This is a genomic window from bacterium (assembly GCA_026708015.1).
GTDB lineage: Bacteria > Actinomycetota > Acidimicrobiia > Acidimicrobiales > Bin134 > Poriferisocius.
Map to the genome: position 1 here is coordinate 1 of JAPOVT010000065.1, position 19,110 is coordinate 19,110.

General features: G+C 67.8%; 14 protein-coding genes. 10 read left to right on the plus strand and 4 right to left on the minus strand.

Annotated features, from left to right (window positions below; genetic code table 11):
- The 4 genes from OXG30_16520 to OXG30_16535 all read left to right on the plus strand — a co-directional run.
- A partial coding sequence (locus OXG30_16520; protein ID MCY4136497.1) for a hypothetical protein occupies positions 1 to 2,813 on the plus strand: 2,813 nt, incomplete at its 5' end.
- A gap of 184 nt (positions 2,814 to 2,997) precedes the next feature.
- Positions 2,998 to 5,310 (plus strand): HAD-IB family hydrolase, encoded by a 2,313-nt coding sequence (locus tag OXG30_16525; protein MCY4136498.1) that lies wholly within the window; start codon positions 2,998 to 3,000, stop codon positions 5,308 to 5,310.
- Positions 5,311 to 5,365: 55 nt separating this feature from the next.
- On the plus strand, positions 5,366 to 6,979 hold the full coding sequence (locus OXG30_16530) for a lactate racemase domain-containing protein (GenBank protein ID MCY4136499.1): 1,614 nt from the start codon (positions 5,366 to 5,368) through the stop codon (positions 6,977 to 6,979).
- A complete protein-coding gene (locus OXG30_16535) occupies positions 6,969 to 7,868 on the plus strand; it encodes a lysophospholipid acyltransferase family protein (GenBank protein MCY4136500.1) in 900 nt (299 codons plus the stop codon). Before OXG30_16530 ends, OXG30_16535 begins: the two co-directional genes overlap by 11 nt.
- A 305-nt stretch (positions 7,869 to 8,173) precedes the next feature.
- On the opposite strand, the gene OXG30_16540 is transcribed toward OXG30_16535, so the two are convergent.
- The gene (locus OXG30_16540) at positions 8,174 to 8,392 is read right to left on the minus strand and encodes a hypothetical protein (protein ID MCY4136501.1); all 219 of its coding nucleotides are present in this window, start codon (positions 8,390 to 8,392) and stop codon (positions 8,174 to 8,176) included.
- 153 nt (positions 8,393 to 8,545) lie between these two features.
- Between OXG30_16540 and OXG30_16545 the strand changes: the two genes are divergently transcribed.
- The 6 genes from OXG30_16545 to OXG30_16570 all read left to right on the plus strand — a co-directional run bounded on the left by OXG30_16545 (position 8,546) and on the right by OXG30_16570 (position 16,226).
- Positions 8,546 to 10,819 carry an aconitate hydratase gene (locus OXG30_16545; GenBank protein ID MCY4136502.1) on the plus strand — a complete coding sequence of 758 codons (2,274 nt, stop codon included), beginning with the start codon at positions 8,546 to 8,548 and terminating at the stop codon, positions 10,817 to 10,819.
- A 105-nt stretch (positions 10,820 to 10,924) separates the two neighbouring features.
- A complete protein-coding gene (locus OXG30_16550) occupies positions 10,925 to 11,827 on the plus strand; it encodes a LysR family transcriptional regulator (GenBank protein ID MCY4136503.1) in 903 nt (300 codons plus the stop codon).
- A 69-nt stretch (positions 11,828 to 11,896) separates the two neighbouring features.
- On the plus strand, positions 11,897 to 13,276 hold the full coding sequence (locus OXG30_16555) for a methylmalonyl-CoA carboxyltransferase (protein ID MCY4136504.1): 1,380 nt from the start codon (positions 11,897 to 11,899) through the stop codon (positions 13,274 to 13,276).
- 109 nt (positions 13,277 to 13,385) lie between these two features.
- Positions 13,386 to 14,654, plus strand: coding sequence for a citrate synthase (locus OXG30_16560; protein ID MCY4136505.1), 1,269 nt, complete (start codon positions 13,386 to 13,388; stop codon positions 14,652 to 14,654).
- Between the two features lie 10 nt (positions 14,655 to 14,664).
- Positions 14,665 to 14,850: a hypothetical protein gene (locus OXG30_16565; protein ID MCY4136506.1), complete on the plus strand. Its 186-nt coding sequence runs from the start codon at positions 14,665 to 14,667 to the stop codon at positions 14,848 to 14,850.
- 146 nt (positions 14,851 to 14,996) lie between these two features.
- Positions 14,997 to 16,226, plus strand: a complete 1,230-nt coding sequence (locus tag OXG30_16570) for a DUF4143 domain-containing protein (GenBank protein ID MCY4136507.1) — start codon at positions 14,997 to 14,999, stop codon at positions 16,224 to 16,226.
- A 33-nt stretch (positions 16,227 to 16,259) separates the two neighbouring features.
- On the opposite strand, the gene OXG30_16575 is transcribed toward OXG30_16570, so the two are convergent.
- The 3 genes from OXG30_16575 to hrcA are packed head-to-tail and all read right to left on the minus strand — an operon-like array spanning position 16,260 to position 19,075.
- Positions 16,260 to 16,949 (minus strand): RsmE family RNA methyltransferase, encoded by a 690-nt coding sequence (locus OXG30_16575; GenBank protein ID MCY4136508.1) that lies wholly within the window; start codon positions 16,947 to 16,949, stop codon positions 16,260 to 16,262.
- Complete coding sequence (gene dnaJ / locus OXG30_16580) at positions 16,930 to 18,057, minus strand: molecular chaperone DnaJ (GenBank protein ID MCY4136509.1); 1,128 nt, start codon at positions 18,055 to 18,057, stop codon at positions 16,930 to 16,932. The genes OXG30_16575 and dnaJ overlap by 20 nt, the downstream gene beginning before the upstream one ends.
- 4 nt (positions 18,058 to 18,061) lie before the next feature.
- Positions 18,062 to 19,075: a heat-inducible transcriptional repressor HrcA gene (gene hrcA / locus OXG30_16585; GenBank protein ID MCY4136510.1), complete on the minus strand. Its 1,014-nt coding sequence runs from the start codon at positions 19,073 to 19,075 to the stop codon at positions 18,062 to 18,064.
- Positions 19,076 to 19,110 lie beyond the last annotated feature (35 nt).

The following is a 19,110-nucleotide window of genomic DNA, read 5'->3' on the forward strand; positions in this document are numbered from 1 at the left end:
ACGAGGGCGGCGCGCTGCCCACTTTGACGGTGTCGGTGGTGGGCGGCCACGGCCACATCGCCGAGGGCGGCACCCGCCGCATCCGCGTCACGTCTGACCAGGCCGCGCCCGCAGGCGGCATCGTGATCGCCAACCTCTCCTCGGGCTCGACTTACAGTTCGGGGTATGCGGGCGCGGCGCCGTCGAGCGCGACGATTCCGCAGGGCTCCACCAGCGTGGACTTCGACATCAGCGTCACCGACAACAACGCCGACGCCGCGTACGGGACGCTGACCTGGACGCTGCCGGAGAACCTGGCCCTGTATTCGCGGGGGGACCCCCACACGGTGAGCCTGGTGATCGCGGATGACGACATTGCCGCGTCGGTGCCGAAGCCGGAGGTGTACGAGTTCCCGTATTTCAAGCACGAGCTGCCCCAAGGCTATTATTTGCCCAAGGCGCGGTATCTGGCCGACGGCACATGGACGATCTCGCGCTACAAGAAGCCGTCAACGCGCAACACAGACGGGTCGCTCAACAAGACCAACTACTGGTGGAGTCGGGATCTGTATCTGCGGCACAACGCGGGCCAGAATCAGTACTCGGCGCTGGACTATTTTGTGTGGTTCCATCCGGGGTTCCAGCCGACGGGTCCGGTGACGCTGACGATCAAAGCGGTTGATCACGCCAACAACGCGAACGCGGAGACGGGCCGGGTCGGGTTCGCGTTGGATCTCGATCCTCTCGATGAGGTCTACGGAGCGGACGGGCCGTTCACCGACAACGAGTTGACGGTCGTGTTGGATCCTGAGGATCTGGTCCGCGAGAGCGGCGGCGGGTGGGTCTTCAGGCCGGGGTTCAGGGTGTATGTGTCCCCGCTCGTGAACGACGAGTGCGTCGACGTGACCCACACCATCTCCGGCGGCGGCTACAGCTCAGTCGCCATGGACGCGATGCGGGTGCACCTTATGTCGGCGGACCCCCATGCCGGGGGCGACCGCGTCAACACCGCCTGCGGGTCGCCCGGCTACCTGCACGCGCCGCAGTGGACCCAGCCGAAAGCGCCCGGCTACGTGTGGATGAGCCACGACCTCGCCGGCAGCCGCCCCGTCGCCTACAACTCGCCGCCGGACCCCCCGCAAGCCGGCGGCGGCGACAGCGCGCCGCAGATCCGCGGCGGCCCCGGCGGCCCCCACAGCAGCGACGACTCCGACGCTCCCCCCTCCGACGCCAAAGGCTCGAACGCGCCCCCCTCCGGCTCCGGCGGAGGGTCCAACACGCCGCCGCAAGCACAGCGTTCGCCGGGCGGTTTGCCGCAGCTGGTCGAGGGCGGCGACAGCGCCACGGTCACGCTGCGCCTCGCGACGGCGCCGACCGGCGACGAGCAGGTGCGGGCGCTGCTTCAGACGTCCGGGGCGACGCCCGGCGAGGACTACACCCTCACCCTCGACGAGGACGCCAGCCCCGGCGTGACGGTCAGCGAGAACCAGCCGCTCAGCTCGGCCCGCTCCCTGATCGCCTTCTCAGCCGGCGCGGACCGAGCCGTGCTCGCGCTCACCGCGCTCGCCGACAGCGTGACCGAGAACGAGCAGCTCACCATCGCCGTCACCGGGGCCGCCTACTTCGACGGCTCAGGCGACGCGGTGGAAGTGCCAGTCGACCAGAGCCTGACCTTCGCCATCATCGACACCGGCTCTGCGGTGTGCGCGACCGACGACACGGCGCTGCTGGCAGCAGTGGCGGCCAAAGCGGCCGACCCGTGGAACGGCGCCCGCCCCGACCTCGTCGACACCTTCACCCGCGCCCACAACACCATGAAAGGCAAAGACGCCTACACCGTCGCCGACCTCAAAGCCCGCCCCGACCGCCAAACCCCCAACTGGCAGGGCAACGGCCCCAACCCGTTATGGCAGAGCATCTACACGGAATTGGACCGCCTCCAAACCTGCCGCACCGCGCCCACCACCACACAGAACCCCCCGCCCGACCAAGACACCGACCCCCCAAACACCGACGACGACCCGCCCCCGCCTCCGCCGCCTCCGCCTCCTCCGCCTCCTCCGCCGCCTCCGCCGCCTCCGCCCGATCCCGAGATCAGCGTGACGGCGGGCAGCGCGATCACCGAGGGCCACAACGCGGTGTTCACCGTCACCGCCACCCCCGCGCCCAACAGTCCGCTGGCGGTGACCGTGGCCGTCGCCCAGACCGGCGACTACGGCGTGTCCACGGGCACCAAGACGGTCACCATCCCAACCAGCGGCAGCAAGACCTACACCGTGGCCACCACCGGCGACAGCACAGACGAAGCCGACGGCACAGTCACGGTCACGCTGAACAGCGGGCAGGGCTACACCGTCTCCACAGCCCACGGCACAGCAACAGCCGCCGTCGCCGACGACGACGACCCGCCGCCCCCGCCCCCTCCCCCCCCGCCGCCCCCGCCACCCCCGCCACCCCCGCCCCCGCCGCCGCCCCCGCCGCCGCCTGCGGGGCCGAGCCTGTCGGTGCGCGATGTGGAGGTGAGTGAGAGCGGGCGCAGTGTGAGGTTCATGGTGTACTTGAGCGAGACCCCCGACCAGACCGTAACCGTGCGCGTGACCACCCGAGACGGCACCGCGCGACACGGCGCCGACTACCGGGGCTACGCAACCGGCAGCAGCCGGACGCTGAGGTTCACCGCCGGCTCAAGGCTCCTGTACGACTACCTGTACATACCCATCCTCGACGACCACGACCCCGAACAAGACGAGACCTTCCAAGTCACCCTCACCGACGCTGTCGGCACCCCCATCAGCCGCGGCACCGCCACCATCACCATCAAAGACAACGACTAACCCACCGCCGGTACCATCAAAGGCGGCTAGCCAGCCCAACTGCGCCGTTCGCTGCGGCTGCCATCCCTCGCTCAGCGCCTGGGACCACCGTCCAGGAGTCGATAGAAGCCCCTGGCACCACCGCACCGACCCTGAAAGCGTGAGTGGGCTGGGGAAATCTCCCTGGATTTGGTAGAACACTGCGGTGATCTCTGATGCGCTGGCCGGCAAGCGGCTAGCGATCACCGGCACGACCGGTTTTCTGGGCACCGCTCTCGTAGAGCGGCTGCTGCGCTGTGTGCCTGAGGTGGAGCTGGTGCTGTTGGTACGCCCCGGACGCCGAGGGGTTGAGGAGCGCATCCGGCGGGAGATCATCCGCAACGACGTCTTCGACCGACTGCGCGATCAGCTCGGGAGCGACGAGTTCGAGCGGCTGTGTGCCCAGCAGATCGCCGGCGTGGCCGGTGACGTGGGCGTCGACGGCCTAGGGCTGGACGATGCCGGCCAGGAGCTGATCGCCGGCTGCGACATCGTCATCCACTCGGCCGCGGCGGTGGCGTTTGACAACCCGCTGGACACCGCGGTGGAAGTCAACCTCATGGGGCCGGTTCGACTGGTGCAGATGCTCAATGAGATGGGAGCGTCCCCCCACTTCATCGCGGTGTCCACCTGCTACGTGGCCGGAAGCCGCCGGGGCAACGCCCCTGAGGAGCCCCTGGCCGACGGCCCCATGTACGTGCCGGTGTCGTGGCAGGACGAGGCCGAGGCCAGCCGCCGCCGGCGCATCACCACCGAGACCGAGAGCCGCGATCCCGCCCGACTGGAGGAGTTCCGCAGCCGGGCTCGCCATGAGCTGGGGGCGGCCGGTACCCCAGCGCTGGCCGCCAAGACCGAGCAGCTCCGCAGCCGCTGGGTCCACGACCAAATGGTGGAGGCCGGTCGGTCGCGGGCCGCCTCGCTGGGCTTCCCCGACGCCTACGCCTTCACCAAGGCACTGGCCGAGACCGCGGTGACCGAGATCAGGGGCGACCTGGAAGTCTCCACCGTGCGGCCGTCGATCATCGAGTCGGCCTATGCCGAACCGTTCCCCGGGTGGATTCGGGGCTTCCGCATGGCCGAGCCCATCATCATCGGCTACGGCCGGGGGCTGCTCACCGACTTCCCCGGCATCCCCCAGGGAGTGCTGGACGTGATCCCGGTGGATCTGGTGGCCGCGTCCATCTGTGCGGTGGCCGCCCGGGGCCACGACACCGACCGCCAGATCATCCAGGTGGCGTCGGGAGCGATCAACCCGTTTCGATTCAACCAGCTGGTGGATCTGGCCCACGGCTGGTTCAGCGAGAACCCCATCTACGACGACCGCGACCAGCCCATCCCCCCGCCCAACTGGACCTATCCGGGCCGGGGCCGAGTGGTCCGCCATCTCAAACGGATGCGGACCGGCCTGAACGCCGGTGAGCGGGTGCTGGGGCGGCTGCCCATCCGGGGCCGCCAAGCCGAGATCACCGCCGACCTCGACCAGCGCCGAAATCAAGTGGAGCGGGCGCTGGGCTACGTGGAGCTCTACGGGGCCTACACCGAGTGCGAAGCCCTGTTCGGCGTAAACCGGCTGCTGGAGTTATGGGACAGCCTGGACGACGACGACAAAGAGATGTACTGCTTCGACCCCCGGATCATCGACTGGCCCCACTACGTGATCGACATCCACCTGCCCACCGTGGTGGCCCAGGGCCGGGTCAAGACCGCTCCGTCGGGGCGGTCGGGGCCGTCCCGCAAGAGCCGCCAGCGAACTCAGGTGCTCTCCCCCGACCGCCACATTGCGGCTTTCGACTTGGAGAACACCGTCATCGCCGCCAACGTGGTCATGGCCTACGGCTGGCTGGCCACCCGGCGGCTGCCGATGGACGAACGGGCCCGGCTGGTGGCCAAGATATTGCTGGAGGCCCCGTCGCTTCTGGCGCTGGACCACCGGGACCGCAGCGACTTCCTCCGCCACTTCTACCGCCGCTACCAGGGGGCGCCGATAGAGCAGATGGCCGAGGACTCCGGCAAGATGTTCAGCGACCTGATTTTGACTCAGTCCTACCCCGCGGCCATCCGCCGGGTGCGCCAGCATCGAGCCGTGGGACATACCACCGTGCTGATCACCGGCGCGCTCGACTTCATCGTGGAGCCGCTGCGCCCGCTGTTCGACCACATCGTGTGCGCGGAACTGGCCCAGTCCCACGGCACATACACCGGGCAACTCGCCGAGGTGCCGCCCACCAGCGAGTCTCGGGCCGAAGTGCTGCGCGACTTCGCCAACGCCGAGGGGCTGCTCATGTCGGAGTCGGTGGCCTACGCCGACTCGGCCAGCGACCTGGCCCTGCTGGAGGCGGTGGGCTACCCGGTAGCGGTAAACCCCGAGCCCAAGCTGGCCATGCTGGCCCGCAAGCGAGGCTGGCTCATCGAATACTTCGACAAGGCCCCCGGCGGCCCCCGCAAGCTGCTGCCCATCGCAAGCCGGAAGGCGTCATGAAGCGCTCGGCGCGGTTGCACTCCGTCGGCGTTCTGGCTCTCCAGAGGGACATGTCATGAAGGACCGAGTGCGGCCAACCCCCCGCCCAGGCATGGTGCTGGAGGTAGACCGCTCTACCCCGCCGATCCTGTTCCACCACGGCGAGGGCTTCCGCACCGAGAAGCTCCCCGCCGGGCGCAGCCGGGTGATCTATCCGGCCGAGCCCCTGCTGGGCCTGGCCGACCCCGAGGGCGCCATCCGCCGGGCGCTGCTCAACCCCATCGACCAGGATCCGCTGCCCGCCCAGCTGCGCCCGGGCATGAAGCTCACCATCGCCTTCGACGACATCTCCCTGCCGCTGCCCCCCATGCGCCGCCCCGACATCCGCCAAATGGTGATCGAGCAGGTGCTGGAGATGGCCGCGGCGGCCGGGGTGGACGACGTTCACATCATCGCCGCGCTGGCCCTGCACCGGCGCATGACCGAGGACGAACTGCGCTACTCGCTGGGCGACCGCACCTATGACGCCTTCGCCCCCTCGGGCTGCCTCTACAACCACGACGCCGAGGACCCCGACGGCATGGTGGTGCTGGGCACCACGCCCCACGGCGAGGAGGTGCAGTTCTCCAAGCGGGCCGCGGAGAGCGACCTGGTGGTGTACGTGAACATCAACCTGGTGGCCATGGACGGCGGCCACAAGAGCACCGCCACCGGCCTGGCCGGCTACCAGGGACTGCGCCACCACCACAACGTCAAGACGATGCAGGAGTCCAAGTCGTTCATGGACCAGCACCGCTCCGAGCTGCACGCCTCCAACTGGCGCATGGGCAAGGTGCTGCGCGACGCCGGGGTGAAGATCTTCCAGATCGAGACCACGGTCAATAACAACACCTTCGGGGTGGACGGCCCGCTGGCCATGCTCCAAAAGCGCGAGTGGGAGTGGACGGCCAAAGACCGGGCCGCCTTCGTGGCCATGACCACCGGGCTGAAGTACGCCCCGCCCCAGATGGCCCGCCAGATCTTCCAGTCTTGGCGGGCGCCCTATGAGCTGACTTCGGTGCAGGCCGGCGAGGTGGAGGCGGTCCACAAGGTGACCACCGAGAACGTATACACCCAGCACTTGGTGCCCGTCGAGGGCCAGACCGACATCTTGACCATGGGCCTGCCCTACATCTGCCCCTACAACGTGAACTCGGTGATGAACCCCATCCTGGTCATGTGCCTGGGGCTGGGCTACTTCTTCAACCTCTATCGGGGCCGCCCGCTGGTGCGGGAGGGAGGCGTGGTCATCATGGGCCACCCCACCCGCTGGGAATTCCACCCGGTACACCACCCCAGCTACATCGACTTCTTCGAGCAGGTGCTGGCCGACACCACCGACCCGGTGGAAATCGAGGCCCGCTACGAGCGCCAGTTCGCCGAGGACGAGTGGTACATCCACCTCTATCGCACGTCGTACGCCTACCACGGCGTCCATCCCTTCTACATGTGGTACTGGGGGGCACACGCCCTTCAGCACCTGGGCGAAGTCATCATCGTGGGCGGCGACACCCGGGCGGTTCAGCGCATGGGCTTCCGCCCCGCATCCACCCTCCAAGACGCCCTTGAGATCGCCAGCGACACCGTGGGCCGCCAGCCCACCGTCACCCACCTCCACAACCCCCCCATCCTGATGGCCGATGTCAGCTAGGCGGGTGATCTCGAAGCTGGACTTCCCCTATCGGGCGGCCCGACCGCCCGCGGGGGTACCGCCCGCGCCAGAACTCAAGAATCGCGGGGCCGACTACGACACCGACTGGGCCCGCAAACCGGCAGCCCGAGCGGCCCGGCGGGTCATCACCGAAGTAGTGATGCAGCCGGCCATGGCCGCACTGGCCCGGCCCCAGCGCCGGGGCCTCGACCGGATCGAGCGACTGGATGGCCCGGTGATCTTCGCCGCCAACCACCACAGCCACATCGACACCCCGCTGCTGTTCACATCCATCCCACCCAAGTGGCGCAACCGGCTGGTGGTAGGGGCCGCGGCCGACTACTTCTTCACCGGGGCAGTCAAGTCGGCCGCGTCGGCCCTGGTAATCGGGGCCATCCCCGTCGAGCGGTCCAAAGTGGGGCGGCGATCGGCCCGACTGGCCGCTTCGCTCATCGAGGACGGCTGGAGCCTGCTCATCTTCCCCGAGGGCGGCCGCAGTCCCGACGGCTGGGGCCAGCCCTTCCTGGGCGGCGCCGGCTATCTGGCGGTGCGCTGCGGCGTGCCGGTGGTGCCGGTGCACGTGGAGGGCACCGACCGGATCCTGCCCAAGGGCCGAAACGTGCCCAAGGTGTCGGCCACCACCGTCACCTTCGGCGACCCCCTGGCGCCCACCGAGGAGGACAACGCCCGGCGGTTTGCGGCCCGCATTGAGGTGGCGGTGGCCACCCTGGCCGACGAGTGCGCCACCGACTGGTACCAGGCCCGCCGCCGAGCCCACGCCGGCACCACCCCCGGCCTCACCGGCCCTGATATCTCCCCCTGGCGCCGGGCCTGGGCCCTCGGCGACCGCTCCCCCCGCTCCCGCCGCCAACACCGCCGCTGGCCCTAATAGAGAGCCCTTAGGGCTAGTTCCTGTCACAAACCTCGATATGTGCGTTCGTCTCGTCTTGCGACTCGCAACACCATCAACCGCCGCTCGTCGTCGTGGACTTCATAGATGATCCGAAGCTGGCCAGCCCTCACGCGCCACACCGCAGCGAACCCTGACAACTTCACGCTTCTTGCCGGACGAGGTTCATCGACCAGGTTGCGAAGCACATCACGCACCTGTCGAGCAGCCTCCGGCGCGAGTCTTCGCACCTGACGCTGGGCGGCAGGAGACAGCTCAACCCGATACAACGCTGACAATCAGCCCTATGCCTGTGGGAGCCCGTCGAAGAAGGCCTCGAACTCCACCCCACCTTGTTCGGCTGCTTCACGGCGAGCCGCTTCGATTGCCGCGTGGTCGGCCTCATCCATCGTCGCATCTGCCAGCCACGAGACAATGGCTTCGGTCACCAGCTCCTGAATAGGCCTGCCATCGCGATCGGCTGCTGCTTCAAGGGCCCCGTACAGACCATCGTCAACACTCATCGTTTTCATGGTCAACTCCCTTCTGCATGTGCAGCCTCACCGGGTCAAACCGATGCTATCCAGGATCCTGCACTGCACCTAGCCCATTTGGTGCAGGGAAGCGTCCCTTCCGCGACAAGGCCAATTCGCCAGCAGGCCCGTAGAATCGAGGGTATGCCGGTTGCCGCTTCCACCCCTATAGAGCTGATCGAAAACGTGTATTCAACCCTGGACGAGCGGGTTGGCGCCGCCCGGGAGCGCTTCGGGCGAGAGCTCACGCTGGCCGAGAAAATCCTGGCCAACCACCTCGACGACCCTGCCGTCACCCCGGAGCGGGGGGCCACTTACGTGGATCTGCGGCCCGATCGGGTGGCCATGCAGGATGCCACCGCCCAGATGGCCTGGCTCCAGTTCATGACCGCCGGGCTCGACGAGGTGCAGGTGCCCACCACCACCCACTGCGACCACCTCATCTCGGCCCGGGTGGATGCGCAGCGCGACCTGGCTGCCGCCCTCGACAACAACGAGGAGGTGTACAACTTTCTGGAGTCGGTGTGCGCCCGCTACGGCGCCGGATTCTGGAAGCCGGGCTCGGGAATCATCCACCAGGTGGTGCTGGAGCAGTACGCCTTCCCCGGCGGCATGATGATCGGCACCGACAGCCACACCCCCAACGCCGGCGGCCTGGCCATGGTGGCGGTGGGCGTGGGCGGTGCCGACGCGGTGGACGTGATGACCGGATTCCCCTGGAACGTGCGCTGGCCCAAGCTGATCGGTGTCTGCCTCACCGGAGAGCTCGACGGCTGGGCAGCCCCCAAGGACGTGATCTTGAAGGTGGCCGAAATCCTGACCGTGGCCGGTGGGACCGGGGCCATCGTGGAGTACTTCGGGCCGGGGGCCCATTCGCTGTCGGCCACCGGCAAGGCCACCATCTGCAACATGGGCGCCGAGATCGGCGCCACCACCTCGCTGTTCGCCTACGACGACGCCATCGCCCGCTATCTCAAGGCCACCGGCCGGGAGGCCGTGGCCGACGCGGCCAATGCCGCCACCCACAACCTGCGGGCCGACGACGAAGTGCTGGCCGAGCCCGGCCGCTACTTCGACCGGGTGGTGGAGATCGACCTGTCCAAGCTGGGACCGCACATCAACGGCCCCCACACCCCCGACCGGGCCCGCCCGGTGGCCGAACTGGGGGCCGAGGCCAAGCTGAACGGTTGGCCGCTGGAGGTGAGCGCGGCGCTGGTGGGGTCGTGTACCAACTCCAGCTACGAGGACATCACCCGGGCGGCCAGCATCGCCCGCCACGCCGCCGCCAACGGACTCACCGCCAAGTCGCCCCTCATGGTCACCCCCGGCTCCGAGCAGGTGCGGGCCACCATCGAGCGCGACGGCCTATTGGCCGACTTGGAGTCCATCGGGGCCACCGTTTTGGCCAACGCCTGCGGCCCGTGCATCGGCCAGTGGAACCGCGACGACGTGGCCGAGGGCACCCCCAACAGCATCGTCACCAGCTACAACCGCAACTTCCCCAAGCGCAACGACGGCTACGCCTCCACCAACGCCTTCGTGACCTCTCCGGAGACGGTGGTGGCCCTGGCATTGGCCGGCACGCTGGACTTCGACCCCGCCAACGACACCATCACCGCCCCCGACGGCACCGAGGTGGCGCTCATGGTGGGGCCGGGCACCGAGCTTCCCGACCAGGGTTTCGACCCTGGCGCCAGCGGATTCACAGCCCCGCCCGACGACGGCAGCGGTGTGGACGTGCGGGTGTCGCCCGACTCCGAGCGGCTCCAGCTGCTCGAGCCGTTCTCCCCGTGGGACGGCGAGGACTTCCGCGGCCTGCCGGTGCTGCTCAAAGCCCAGGGCAAGTGTACTACCGACCACATCTCCATGGCCGGGCCGTGGCTGCGCTACCGGGGGCATTTGGAGAACATCTCCGGCAACCTCTACCTGGGTGCGGTGAACGCCTTCACCGGGGCGGTCGGCGAGGGCAAGAACCAACTCGACGGCAGCACCGGGTCGTTCCCCGACGTCGCCGCTGCCTACCACGCTGCGGAACAGCGGTGGGTTGTGGTGGGCGACCGCAACATCGGCGAGGGCTCATCCCGAGAGCACGCCGCCATGGAGCCTCGCTTCCGGGGATGCGCGGCGGTGATCGCCCGGTCGTTCGCCCGTATCCACGAGACCAACCTCAAGAAGCAGGGCGTGCTGGCCCTGACCTTCGCCGACCCCGACCACTACGACCGCATCGACGAGGACGACCGCATCTCGGTGCTCGGCCTGGCCGATCTGGCCCCCGGCGCGCCGGTGCAGGTGCAGGTGGCCAAGCCCGACGGGACCACCGTGGACATCACCGCCGAGCACACCTTGTCGCACAACCAGATCGAGTGGTTCCAAGCGGGCAGCGCGCTGAATCTGATCCGCCAGCGAACCTCGGGCTGACCGGCAACGCCAGCCGCTTAGTCCCGTGGACATCTGCTCCTCCTGCTGACCGTAGATTTGCAGCCGTGGACATCCGCTCCTCCTGCTGACCGTAGATTTGCAGCCGTGGACATCCGCCAGCTCGACGCCCTGTTGGCGATAGCCGAGCACAAGACGTTCTCCAAGGCGGCCCGGTCGCTGCACACCGTGCAGTCCAACGTGTCCAAGCACATCGCCCGGCTCGAGGAGGAACTTGATGCCATCCTGGTGGATCGCGACGCCGGCACCCTCACTGAAGAGGGCGAGGCAGTGGTGGCCCGGGCCCGGCGCATCAGGGCCGAGACCGACGCCATCGCCCACGACATGGCCGCCATGCGCGACGACATCTCCGGGGTCACCCGGTTGGGCACCATCGACTCCACCGCCCGGTGGCTGATCCCCATCGTTCTGCCAGCCCTGGAGGCCCAGTACCCCAACATCCGCCTAGAAGTGCTGACCGCCACCACCACCAGCCTTCTCCCCCAGGTGATCGCTGGAGATCTCCACAGCGCGGTGGTCAACCTGCCCCTGCGCGACTCCGAGATCCGGGCTGAGGAGCTGTTCGCCGAAGACCGTTTGCTCATAGCCCCGCCCGACCATCCGCTGGCCCGCAAATCCTCGGTTACCCCCGCGGAGCTGAGCCGCCACGAATTGCTGCTGCCTCCCCCGGGCACTGCCTTTCGAGACGAGATCGACTCCGAACTCAAGAACCAGGGCGTGGAGCTCACCACCCGGGCCGAGATCGACGGCATGAGGATGATCGCCACCTTGGTGCTCACCGGGTTCGGCGCGGCCATTCTGCCCGCCACCGCCGCCCCCGACGACGGCCCGTGGCGGCGAATCCCCATCACCGGTCTGGTACGGCGCTCGGTGGGCCTGATCGTCAGCCGCCGGGTGGCGCCTTCGGCCGTCACCCGAGCGGTGCGCGACGTGATCTTCGAAGTGGTGGGCACCCACGGCTACGACCAAGCCGGGGTGTACCCAAGTTGAGCCCGGCGCGAGACTGACAGCACCGCCTATGACTGACGCCATCGCCACTACCGGGAACTGAGAGAACCCATGTCTGACGCCATCGCCGCCACCGGGAACCGACCCGACCGGGTCCCGCTGAGAGCCGGGTCCCCGGGATCGGCCCGGGCCTGGCTGGACTCCTACGACGGCCGGGAATGCGTGGTCTTCGAGGTGGAGGACAACGAGGCCGACCGGGGAGCGCTCAGCCCGGCCGACAGCGAGACCCTGGAGCGGGCCGCGCAGGAGGCCCTCCAGCGCCGTCTCCCCCTGGTGGGGTTCATCGCCTCGTCGGGGGCCGATATCGACTCGGGCATCGCCGCCACCATGGGATGGGGCCGGGTTGCCAAAGCAGTGGTGAATTGCTCGGGACAGGTGCCCACCATCTTCTGCGCCACCGGCCCGGCCGTGTCAGGGCCAGCCCTGTTGCTGGGGCTGGCCGACATCGCCATCGCCACCGAGGACAGCTACGCCTTCGTGACCGGCCCCCGCATGGTGAGCCAGTACACCGGCGAGGTGATCAGCAACCAGACCCTGGGCGGCGCCGGCCAGCTTTCCCGGCGCAGCGGAGTGGCCGCCTTCTTGGTGGAGGACAAGGACGCCGCCTCCGACCTGGTGGGCGCGCTGTTGAGCCTGCTCCCCGCCCACGCCGACGAACTGCCTCCCCGGTATCCGGTGGACGACCCCGTGGACCAGCCCACCCCCGAGCTGCGCGACATTCTGCCCGAATCGCCCTTGGGCAGCTACGACATCCGGGATGTGGTGAGGGCGGTGGCCGACGACGGCGACCTGCTGGAGTACAAGGCCGATTGGGCCGCCAACCTGGTGTGCGCCTTCACCACCGTGGCCGGACGCCCGGTGGGGATGCTGGCCAACCAGCCCCAGAGCCTGGCCGGAACCCTCGATATCGCGTGCAGCCAGAAGGGGGCCCGGTTCGTGTCGTTCTGCGACGCCTTCAACCTGCCGCTGGTCACCTTCGTGGACACCTCGGGCTTCCAGCCGGGAAAGGACTTGGAGTGGCGGGGCATCATCCGCCACGGGGCGCAGCTGGCCTTCGCCTACGCCCGGGCCACCGTGGGCCGGGTGAACGTGACCCTGCGCAAGTCCTACGGCGGGGCCTACATAGTGATGGACTCCCGCCACATGGGCAACGACATCGCTCTGGCCTGGCCCTCAGCCGAGGTGGCGGTGATGGGGGCCCGGGGCGCGGTGGAGATCGTCCACCGTCGATCCAGCCCCGAGGAGCGGGCCGAGCTGGAAGCCGCCTACGAAGAGCGCTACCTCAACCCCTACATCGCCGCAGAGCGGGGATCCATCGACGCCGTGATCGACCCGGCCGACACCCGGGCCGAGGTGGCTGCCGCCCTGGAGATTCTGGAGTCCAAGCGGGAGACCCTCCCCCGCCGCCGCCACGACAACACCCCGCTCTGAGCAGCGGGACCGCCTCACGCTCAGGGGCGGCAACAGTCTCTCTGGGGCGAATAGAGCGACCTGAGGTATGCTGCGGCAGCACCGGAGGGAGCTGGGAAAGGAGCCGTGCGTGCCTGAGTCCATAACGATCACCGACAATCGGACCGGTGAGTCGATTGAGGTTCCGATTGTCGACGGTGGTGTGGATGCCGCAGCCTGGCGCAAACTGCTTCCCAACGTCTGGTTCCTCGACCCATCCTTCAGCACCACCGCGGCCACCACCAGCGCCGTCAGCGAGGTGGACGGCGAGAACGGCATCCTGCGCTACCGGGGCTATCCCATCGAGCAACTCGCCGAGCACTCCACCTTCCTGGAGGTGGCCTACCTGCTGCTTCACGGCGAGCTGCCCACCCCCGGCGAATACGACGTGTGGGTACACGAGATCACCCACCACACCTTCATCCACGAGCGCTTCCGCAAGCGGTTCATGGAGTCGTTCCTCCACGACGCCCACCCGATGGGCATGTTCGTGTCCACCATCGCCGCGCTGTCCACCTTCTACCCGGAGGCCAAGGACATAGACGATCCCGAGAACCGCATGCACCAAATCGTGCGGCTCATCGCCAAGGTGCCGACGGTGGCCGCCGCGGGCTCACGCTTCAACTCCGGGCTGCCGTTCGTGTATCCCGACAACAACCTCGACTTCGCCACCAACTTCTTGTCGATGATGTTCAAGATCGCCGAGCCCACCTACCAGTGCGACCCGGCCATGACCCGGGCGCTCGACCTGCTGCTCATCACCCACGCCGACCACGGCCAGAACTGCTCCACCAGCACCGCCCGAGTGGTGGGCAGCGCCCACACCGACCCCTACTCGGTCATCGCCGCCGCCGCCTGCTCTTTGTACGGCCCCCGCCACGGCGGGGCCAACCAGGCCGTTATGGAGATGCTCTACGACATCGGCAGCTACGAGAACATCGACCCGTTCATCAAGGCGGTCAAGGCCGGTGAAACCCGGCTGATGGGGTTCGGCCACCGGGTGTACAGGAACTACGACCCCCGGGCCCGCATCATCAAAGATGCCGCCTACGACGTGTTCGAGGTGACCGGCTCCAACCCGCTGCTCGACATCGCCCTCAAGTTGGAAGAGGTGGCGCTGGGCGACGACTACTTCGTGAGCCGCCGCCTCTATCCCAACGTGGACTTCTACTCCGGGCTCATCTACCAGTCGATGGGTTTCCCCACCGACATGTTCACCGTGCTGTTCGCCATCGCCCGCACCGCCGGCTGGCTCGCCCAGTGGGTAGAACTCCTGGAACAAGACAGCCGCATCGCCCGCCCCCGCCAGGTCTACACCGGCTCCGAAGAGCGCACCTACACCCCCATCACCGAGCGTTAATCCCCGAACGATGGAAGGCAGAATTGCGGCGTTTGCCTGGCGCCCATTCAAGGAGGAGTTGGACGCACCGGCCCTTCAAGGCGATTTCGAATCCGTCTGTGGAATGGTGAGTGGCACATCTATTGACATGGCTCGCGATGGCAAGCAGGTCATCGCGGAAGCAGTTGGCCATCGAAATATCGACAAACGCAGCTGAATAATGGACATGTCAGGGAGTCGCAACATGCCGCTCACCCGAGAATTCAAGGAGACGGTGCAGGCTCGTGCAAAGCGTGACCCGGAATGCCGGTGATTGGCAAATCTGATTACCCACATTGTGGATAGTCCATTAGTCTTTTATGCATGACCTACTTGCGGCGGCATCTCGATGACCGGCTAGCCCACCTGGCCAGTGTGCATCCGGCGTGCCTGATTGAAGGCATCCGGGGTGTGGGCAAAACCAGTACCGCCAGCCGTCTCGCGGCATCAACGCTTCGACTTGACCATCCCCCAACGGCCGATCTGGTGGCCCGCGACCCGGAGGCGGCCTGCGCGACATTGCCAAGGCCATTGCTCATCGACGAATGGCAACGAGTTCCAACGGTGTGGGATGCAGTGCGGCGCATGATCGACGACGACCGGTCTCCCGGCCAGTTCCTCTTGAGCGGATCATCCCGAACGGCAATGAGTGCCGATATACATGCTGGTGCTGGAAGGATCATGCCCCTACGGCTGAGGCCGATGACCCTCTCCGAGAGACGGGGCCACGCCCCCATCGTTGCGCTAGCCGACGCGGGCGAGCACGGGATCGACGTGTTGCGAGGCATCAAGTCGCCATTCTCGGCGGCTGAACAAATCTCCCCAACGGTGCATTCAGGCCTGCCCGGCTACCTTGAGATGGATGAGGTTGACCACCAGGAAGCGCTGCGTGCCTATTTGGACCTCGCCATTTCACGGGACCTGACCGAGATCGCTGCTGGCCAGCGCAACGTCGGCAAGCTCCGCTCCTACTTGCGTGCCTATGGGGCGACCTTGGGTACGACTGCAGAACACGCCACCATCCACAATGCCGCAGAAGTGTCGAAGGCCACCGGCGAGACGTACCACGACCTATTGGAACGGCTCGGGATTATCGAGCAATTGCCCGGCTGGTCCGACAACCGCCTGAAACGCCTTACCAAACGCCCGAAGCGCCACCTTGTAGACCCAGCCCTCGCCGCCGCTGACCACTTCGACACTGCGCCGAGATTGAGCGATAACCGGGAGCGTCTCGGCAACCTATTTGAGAGCGCGGCGACCTGCCAGATCAAGGCAACAGCTGAGGCACTGGGCTTGGGATGGCGGTTCTCCCACCTGCGATCAGCGGGCGGCGAGAATGAGGTCGACCTAATCGCTGACCTTCCCGACGGAGGAGTGATCGCATTTGAGATCAAGCTTGCTGAGGCAATTTCGACTAGGGACGCCCGACACCTCAGCGCCCTGCGAGACCGATTGGGCGATACCTTCCGCGCTGGACTCGTCGTCCACCCTGGCGCCACCGCCCACCGCCTCAACGAGCGCATCGCCGCCGCCCCCCTCGGCACCCTGGTCTGAGCGCGTCAAACCAAACTGCGCTGGCAGCCTTTCTCAGCTCACACTGGTCAATCCGTCGCGGAGGGCGGTGAGGAGGGCGGCGGCACCGATGGCGGCGGTTTCGGAGCGCAGGACTGAGGTGCTGAGGCGGATGGCGGGGAGTTGGCGGCGCTCGGCTTCAGACCAGCCGCCTTCGGGGCCGATGAGGACGGTGGGGTGGTCTAGGGATGGGGGGTTGCCGGTGATGTCGGCTCGCACGGCTCCGGGCTTAGCGGCCAGATCGGCAAACTCGGCCACTTCGCCGATCTCGGGGATTCGCACTTGGCGACTCTGCATGGCGGCTTCCCGGGCCACTCGGCGCAATCGCTCGATATGGCGGGTTGCCCGGTCGGAATTCCAGCGCACCACGCTGTGCTCAGCGGTGAACGGCACGATGGCGTCCACCCCTAGCTCGGTGAGCTTTTGCACGACTAGCTCGGGGCGGCCGCCCTTGATGAGGGCGAAGCCGATGGTGAGCTTGGGGCGGGGAGCCTCGACATACACGGCCTCGCCGTCGGGCTCGTCGTGGGGGCCGGACCCCAGGCGGCACACCCGCCACGAACCGACGCCATCGGAGGCGGTGAAGGAGTCTCCGGGCCGCAACCGCAGCGACCGGGTGAAGTGATGGCGGTCCTCGTCGCTCAGCTCGGGGTGTTCTAGGTCATCGACAAAGACGTGGGGGCCGTCACCGCCGCCGGGCTTCACGGCGTCGCTTCCTGGTCGTGGGCGCCACCTCTTCACCCCGCAACTCGGCGAGCTGGCGGAGCAGGTCGATCTCGTCGTCGCTCAGCCCAGTGGGCGTCTCCACCATGGCCTGCACCAGCAGATCGCCCCGGCCCCGGCCCTCCAGCCGGGGAACTCCCCGGCCTCTGATGCGGAACACATCGCCGGACTGGGTGCCGGCGGGAATCTCCAGGTCTTCCACGCTGTCCAGCGTCTCGTACTTCAAGTCGGCGCCCAGGGCGGCTTGGACCATGGTCAAGTGCAGCCGGTCCACCAGATTGTCGCCGTCGCGCTCGAAGCGGGGGTGGGGATACACGTCGATATGCACGTACAGGTCACCAGGAGGACCGCCCCGCGGGCCGGCCGCGCCCCGGCGGGCCACCCGCAGCGTGGATCCCTGACCCACCCCGGCGGGGACGGTGACCGTGTAGTCCCGGTCGCCCACCACCCGGCCATCGCCCCGGCACTCGCGGCACGGGTCGGCGATTACCTCGCCGCTGCCCGAGCAGGTGTCGCACACCGTGCGGGTGACCATCTGGCCAAGGATCGACTGGCGCACCCGCTGCACCTGGCCCATGCCATCGCAGGTGCCGCAGGTAATGGGCTGGGTTCCCTCGGCCGCGCCCCGGCCCTCGCACTGCTCGCACACCGTGGCGGTGCGCACGGTCACCTCGGCATCGGTGCCCAGCACCGCGTCTTCAAAGTCGAGGGTCAGCACCGCTTCCAGGTCGGCACCGCGCTGGGGACCGGTCCGGGCCCTCCCGCCCGCGGTACCGAACGGGCTGGACCCAAACGGGCTCGATCCCCCGAAGAAGGCCTCGAAGATGTCGCTCAGGTTCATGCCGGAGAACGGATCGCCCCCTCCGGCCGCCCCCGGCGCGGTGCCGAAGCGGTCATAGTGGGCTCGCTTATGGGGGTCGCTCAGCGTCTCGTAGGCCAGGGCGATCTCCTTGAACCGGGCCTCGGCTTCAGCGTTGTCGGGGTTGGCGTCGGGGTGGTACTGGCGGGCCAGCTTGCGAAACGCCTTCTTGAGGTCGTCCTCAGTGGCATCTCGGCCCACGCCGAGCAGCTCGTAGAAGTCAGCGGCCATCGAACTAGGGGGACGACAGCCGATCGCCCAGGTTCTGGCTCACCACCGCCACCGCGGCCAGCGCCTGGGGATAGTTCATGCGGGTGGGGCCCAGCACCCCGATGGAACCCACCGGCTGACCGGCCACCTCGTAGGGAGCCACGATCAGCGAGCACTCGGCCAGGGTGGCCACCCCGGTTTCCGAGCCGATGGCCACCGTGAGGCCTCGATCCAGGATGTCTCTCACCAACGAAACAACCACCAACTGCTTCTCCAGTATTCCCAGAACCGAGCGGACCGTCTCGGTGGCGTCGAACAGCCCGGCCACGCTGGCCGCCCCTCCCACGTAGAGCTGCTCCTCGGCATCGCTCAGATCGGCCAGCGAGTCCAGCACCCGGGCCGCTAGCGGGGTAAGGGCATAATCCAGCCCGCGGTCTCGCAGGTCACTGGCCGGGCTTCCGGCCAGCAAGTCGGTGAGCTGGGTGGACGCCCGCGCCATCTCCACCGAGTCGGCAGGCCGGTCCATTTCGATGGTGCGCTTGTCCACCGACCCGTTCTCGTACACCACCAGGGCCATCACCAGCCGCTCCGACAGGTCCACCAAGCTCACCGACCGGATAGTGGCGCTGGAGTGCTGGGGGCCCACCACCAGCGCGGCATAGGCGGTGAGGTCGGCCAACAGGGCGCTGGTGTCGGCCAGCATCTGCTCGAGCTCGCTGTGGGTGGTGTCGAAGAAGGCTCGCACCTGCTGGTGCTCGGTGCGGCCCAGGGTGCCGGACACGTCGGTGAGGGAGTCCACAAAGTGGCGGTAGCCCTTGTCGGTGGGGATGCGGCCCGCGCTGGTGTGGGGCTGGCTCAGGTATCCGGCCTGCTCCAAGGCCAGCATCTCGTTGCGGACCGTGGCCGGGGAGACGTCCAAATCGGCGATCTCGGAGACATGGGAGGAGCCCACGGGCTGGGTGGTGGAGATATATCCCTCCACCACGGCCCGCAGCACCGCGGCCTTGCGGGCCGAGAGCGTCTCGCCTTGGGTTCCCATAAGCCTTGAATACTACTGGGGTGGCCTGGGGTGCC

Excerpts from the sequence above, each read along its gene's own strand:
- OXG30_16530 (MCY4136499.1), top strand. The coding sequence starts at position 5,366 with ATGAAGGACCGAGTGCGGCCAACCCCCCGCCCAGGCATGGTGCTGGAG.
- OXG30_16535 (MCY4136500.1), top strand. The coding sequence starts at position 6,969 with ATGTCAGCTAGGCGGGTGATCTCGAAGCTGGACTTCCCCTATCGGGCG.
- OXG30_16540 (MCY4136501.1), bottom strand. The coding sequence starts at position 8,392 with ATGAGTGTTGACGATGGTCTGTACGGGGCCCTTGAAGCAGCAGCCGAT.
- OXG30_16545 (MCY4136502.1), top strand. The coding sequence starts at position 8,546 with ATGCCGGTTGCCGCTTCCACCCCTATAGAGCTGATCGAAAACGTGTAT.
- OXG30_16555 (MCY4136504.1), top strand. The coding sequence starts at position 11,897 with ATGTCTGACGCCATCGCCGCCACCGGGAACCGACCCGACCGGGTCCCG.
- OXG30_16565 (MCY4136506.1), top strand. The coding sequence starts at position 14,665 with ATGGAAGGCAGAATTGCGGCGTTTGCCTGGCGCCCATTCAAGGAGGAG.
- OXG30_16570 (MCY4136507.1), top strand. The coding sequence starts at position 14,997 with ATGACCTACTTGCGGCGGCATCTCGATGACCGGCTAGCCCACCTGGCC.
- dnaJ (MCY4136509.1), bottom strand. The coding sequence starts at position 18,057 with ATGGCCGCTGACTTCTACGAGCTGCTCGGCGTGGGCCGAGATGCCACT.
- hrcA (MCY4136510.1), bottom strand. The coding sequence starts at position 19,075 with ATGGGAACCCAAGGCGAGACGCTCTCGGCCCGCAAGGCCGCGGTGCTG.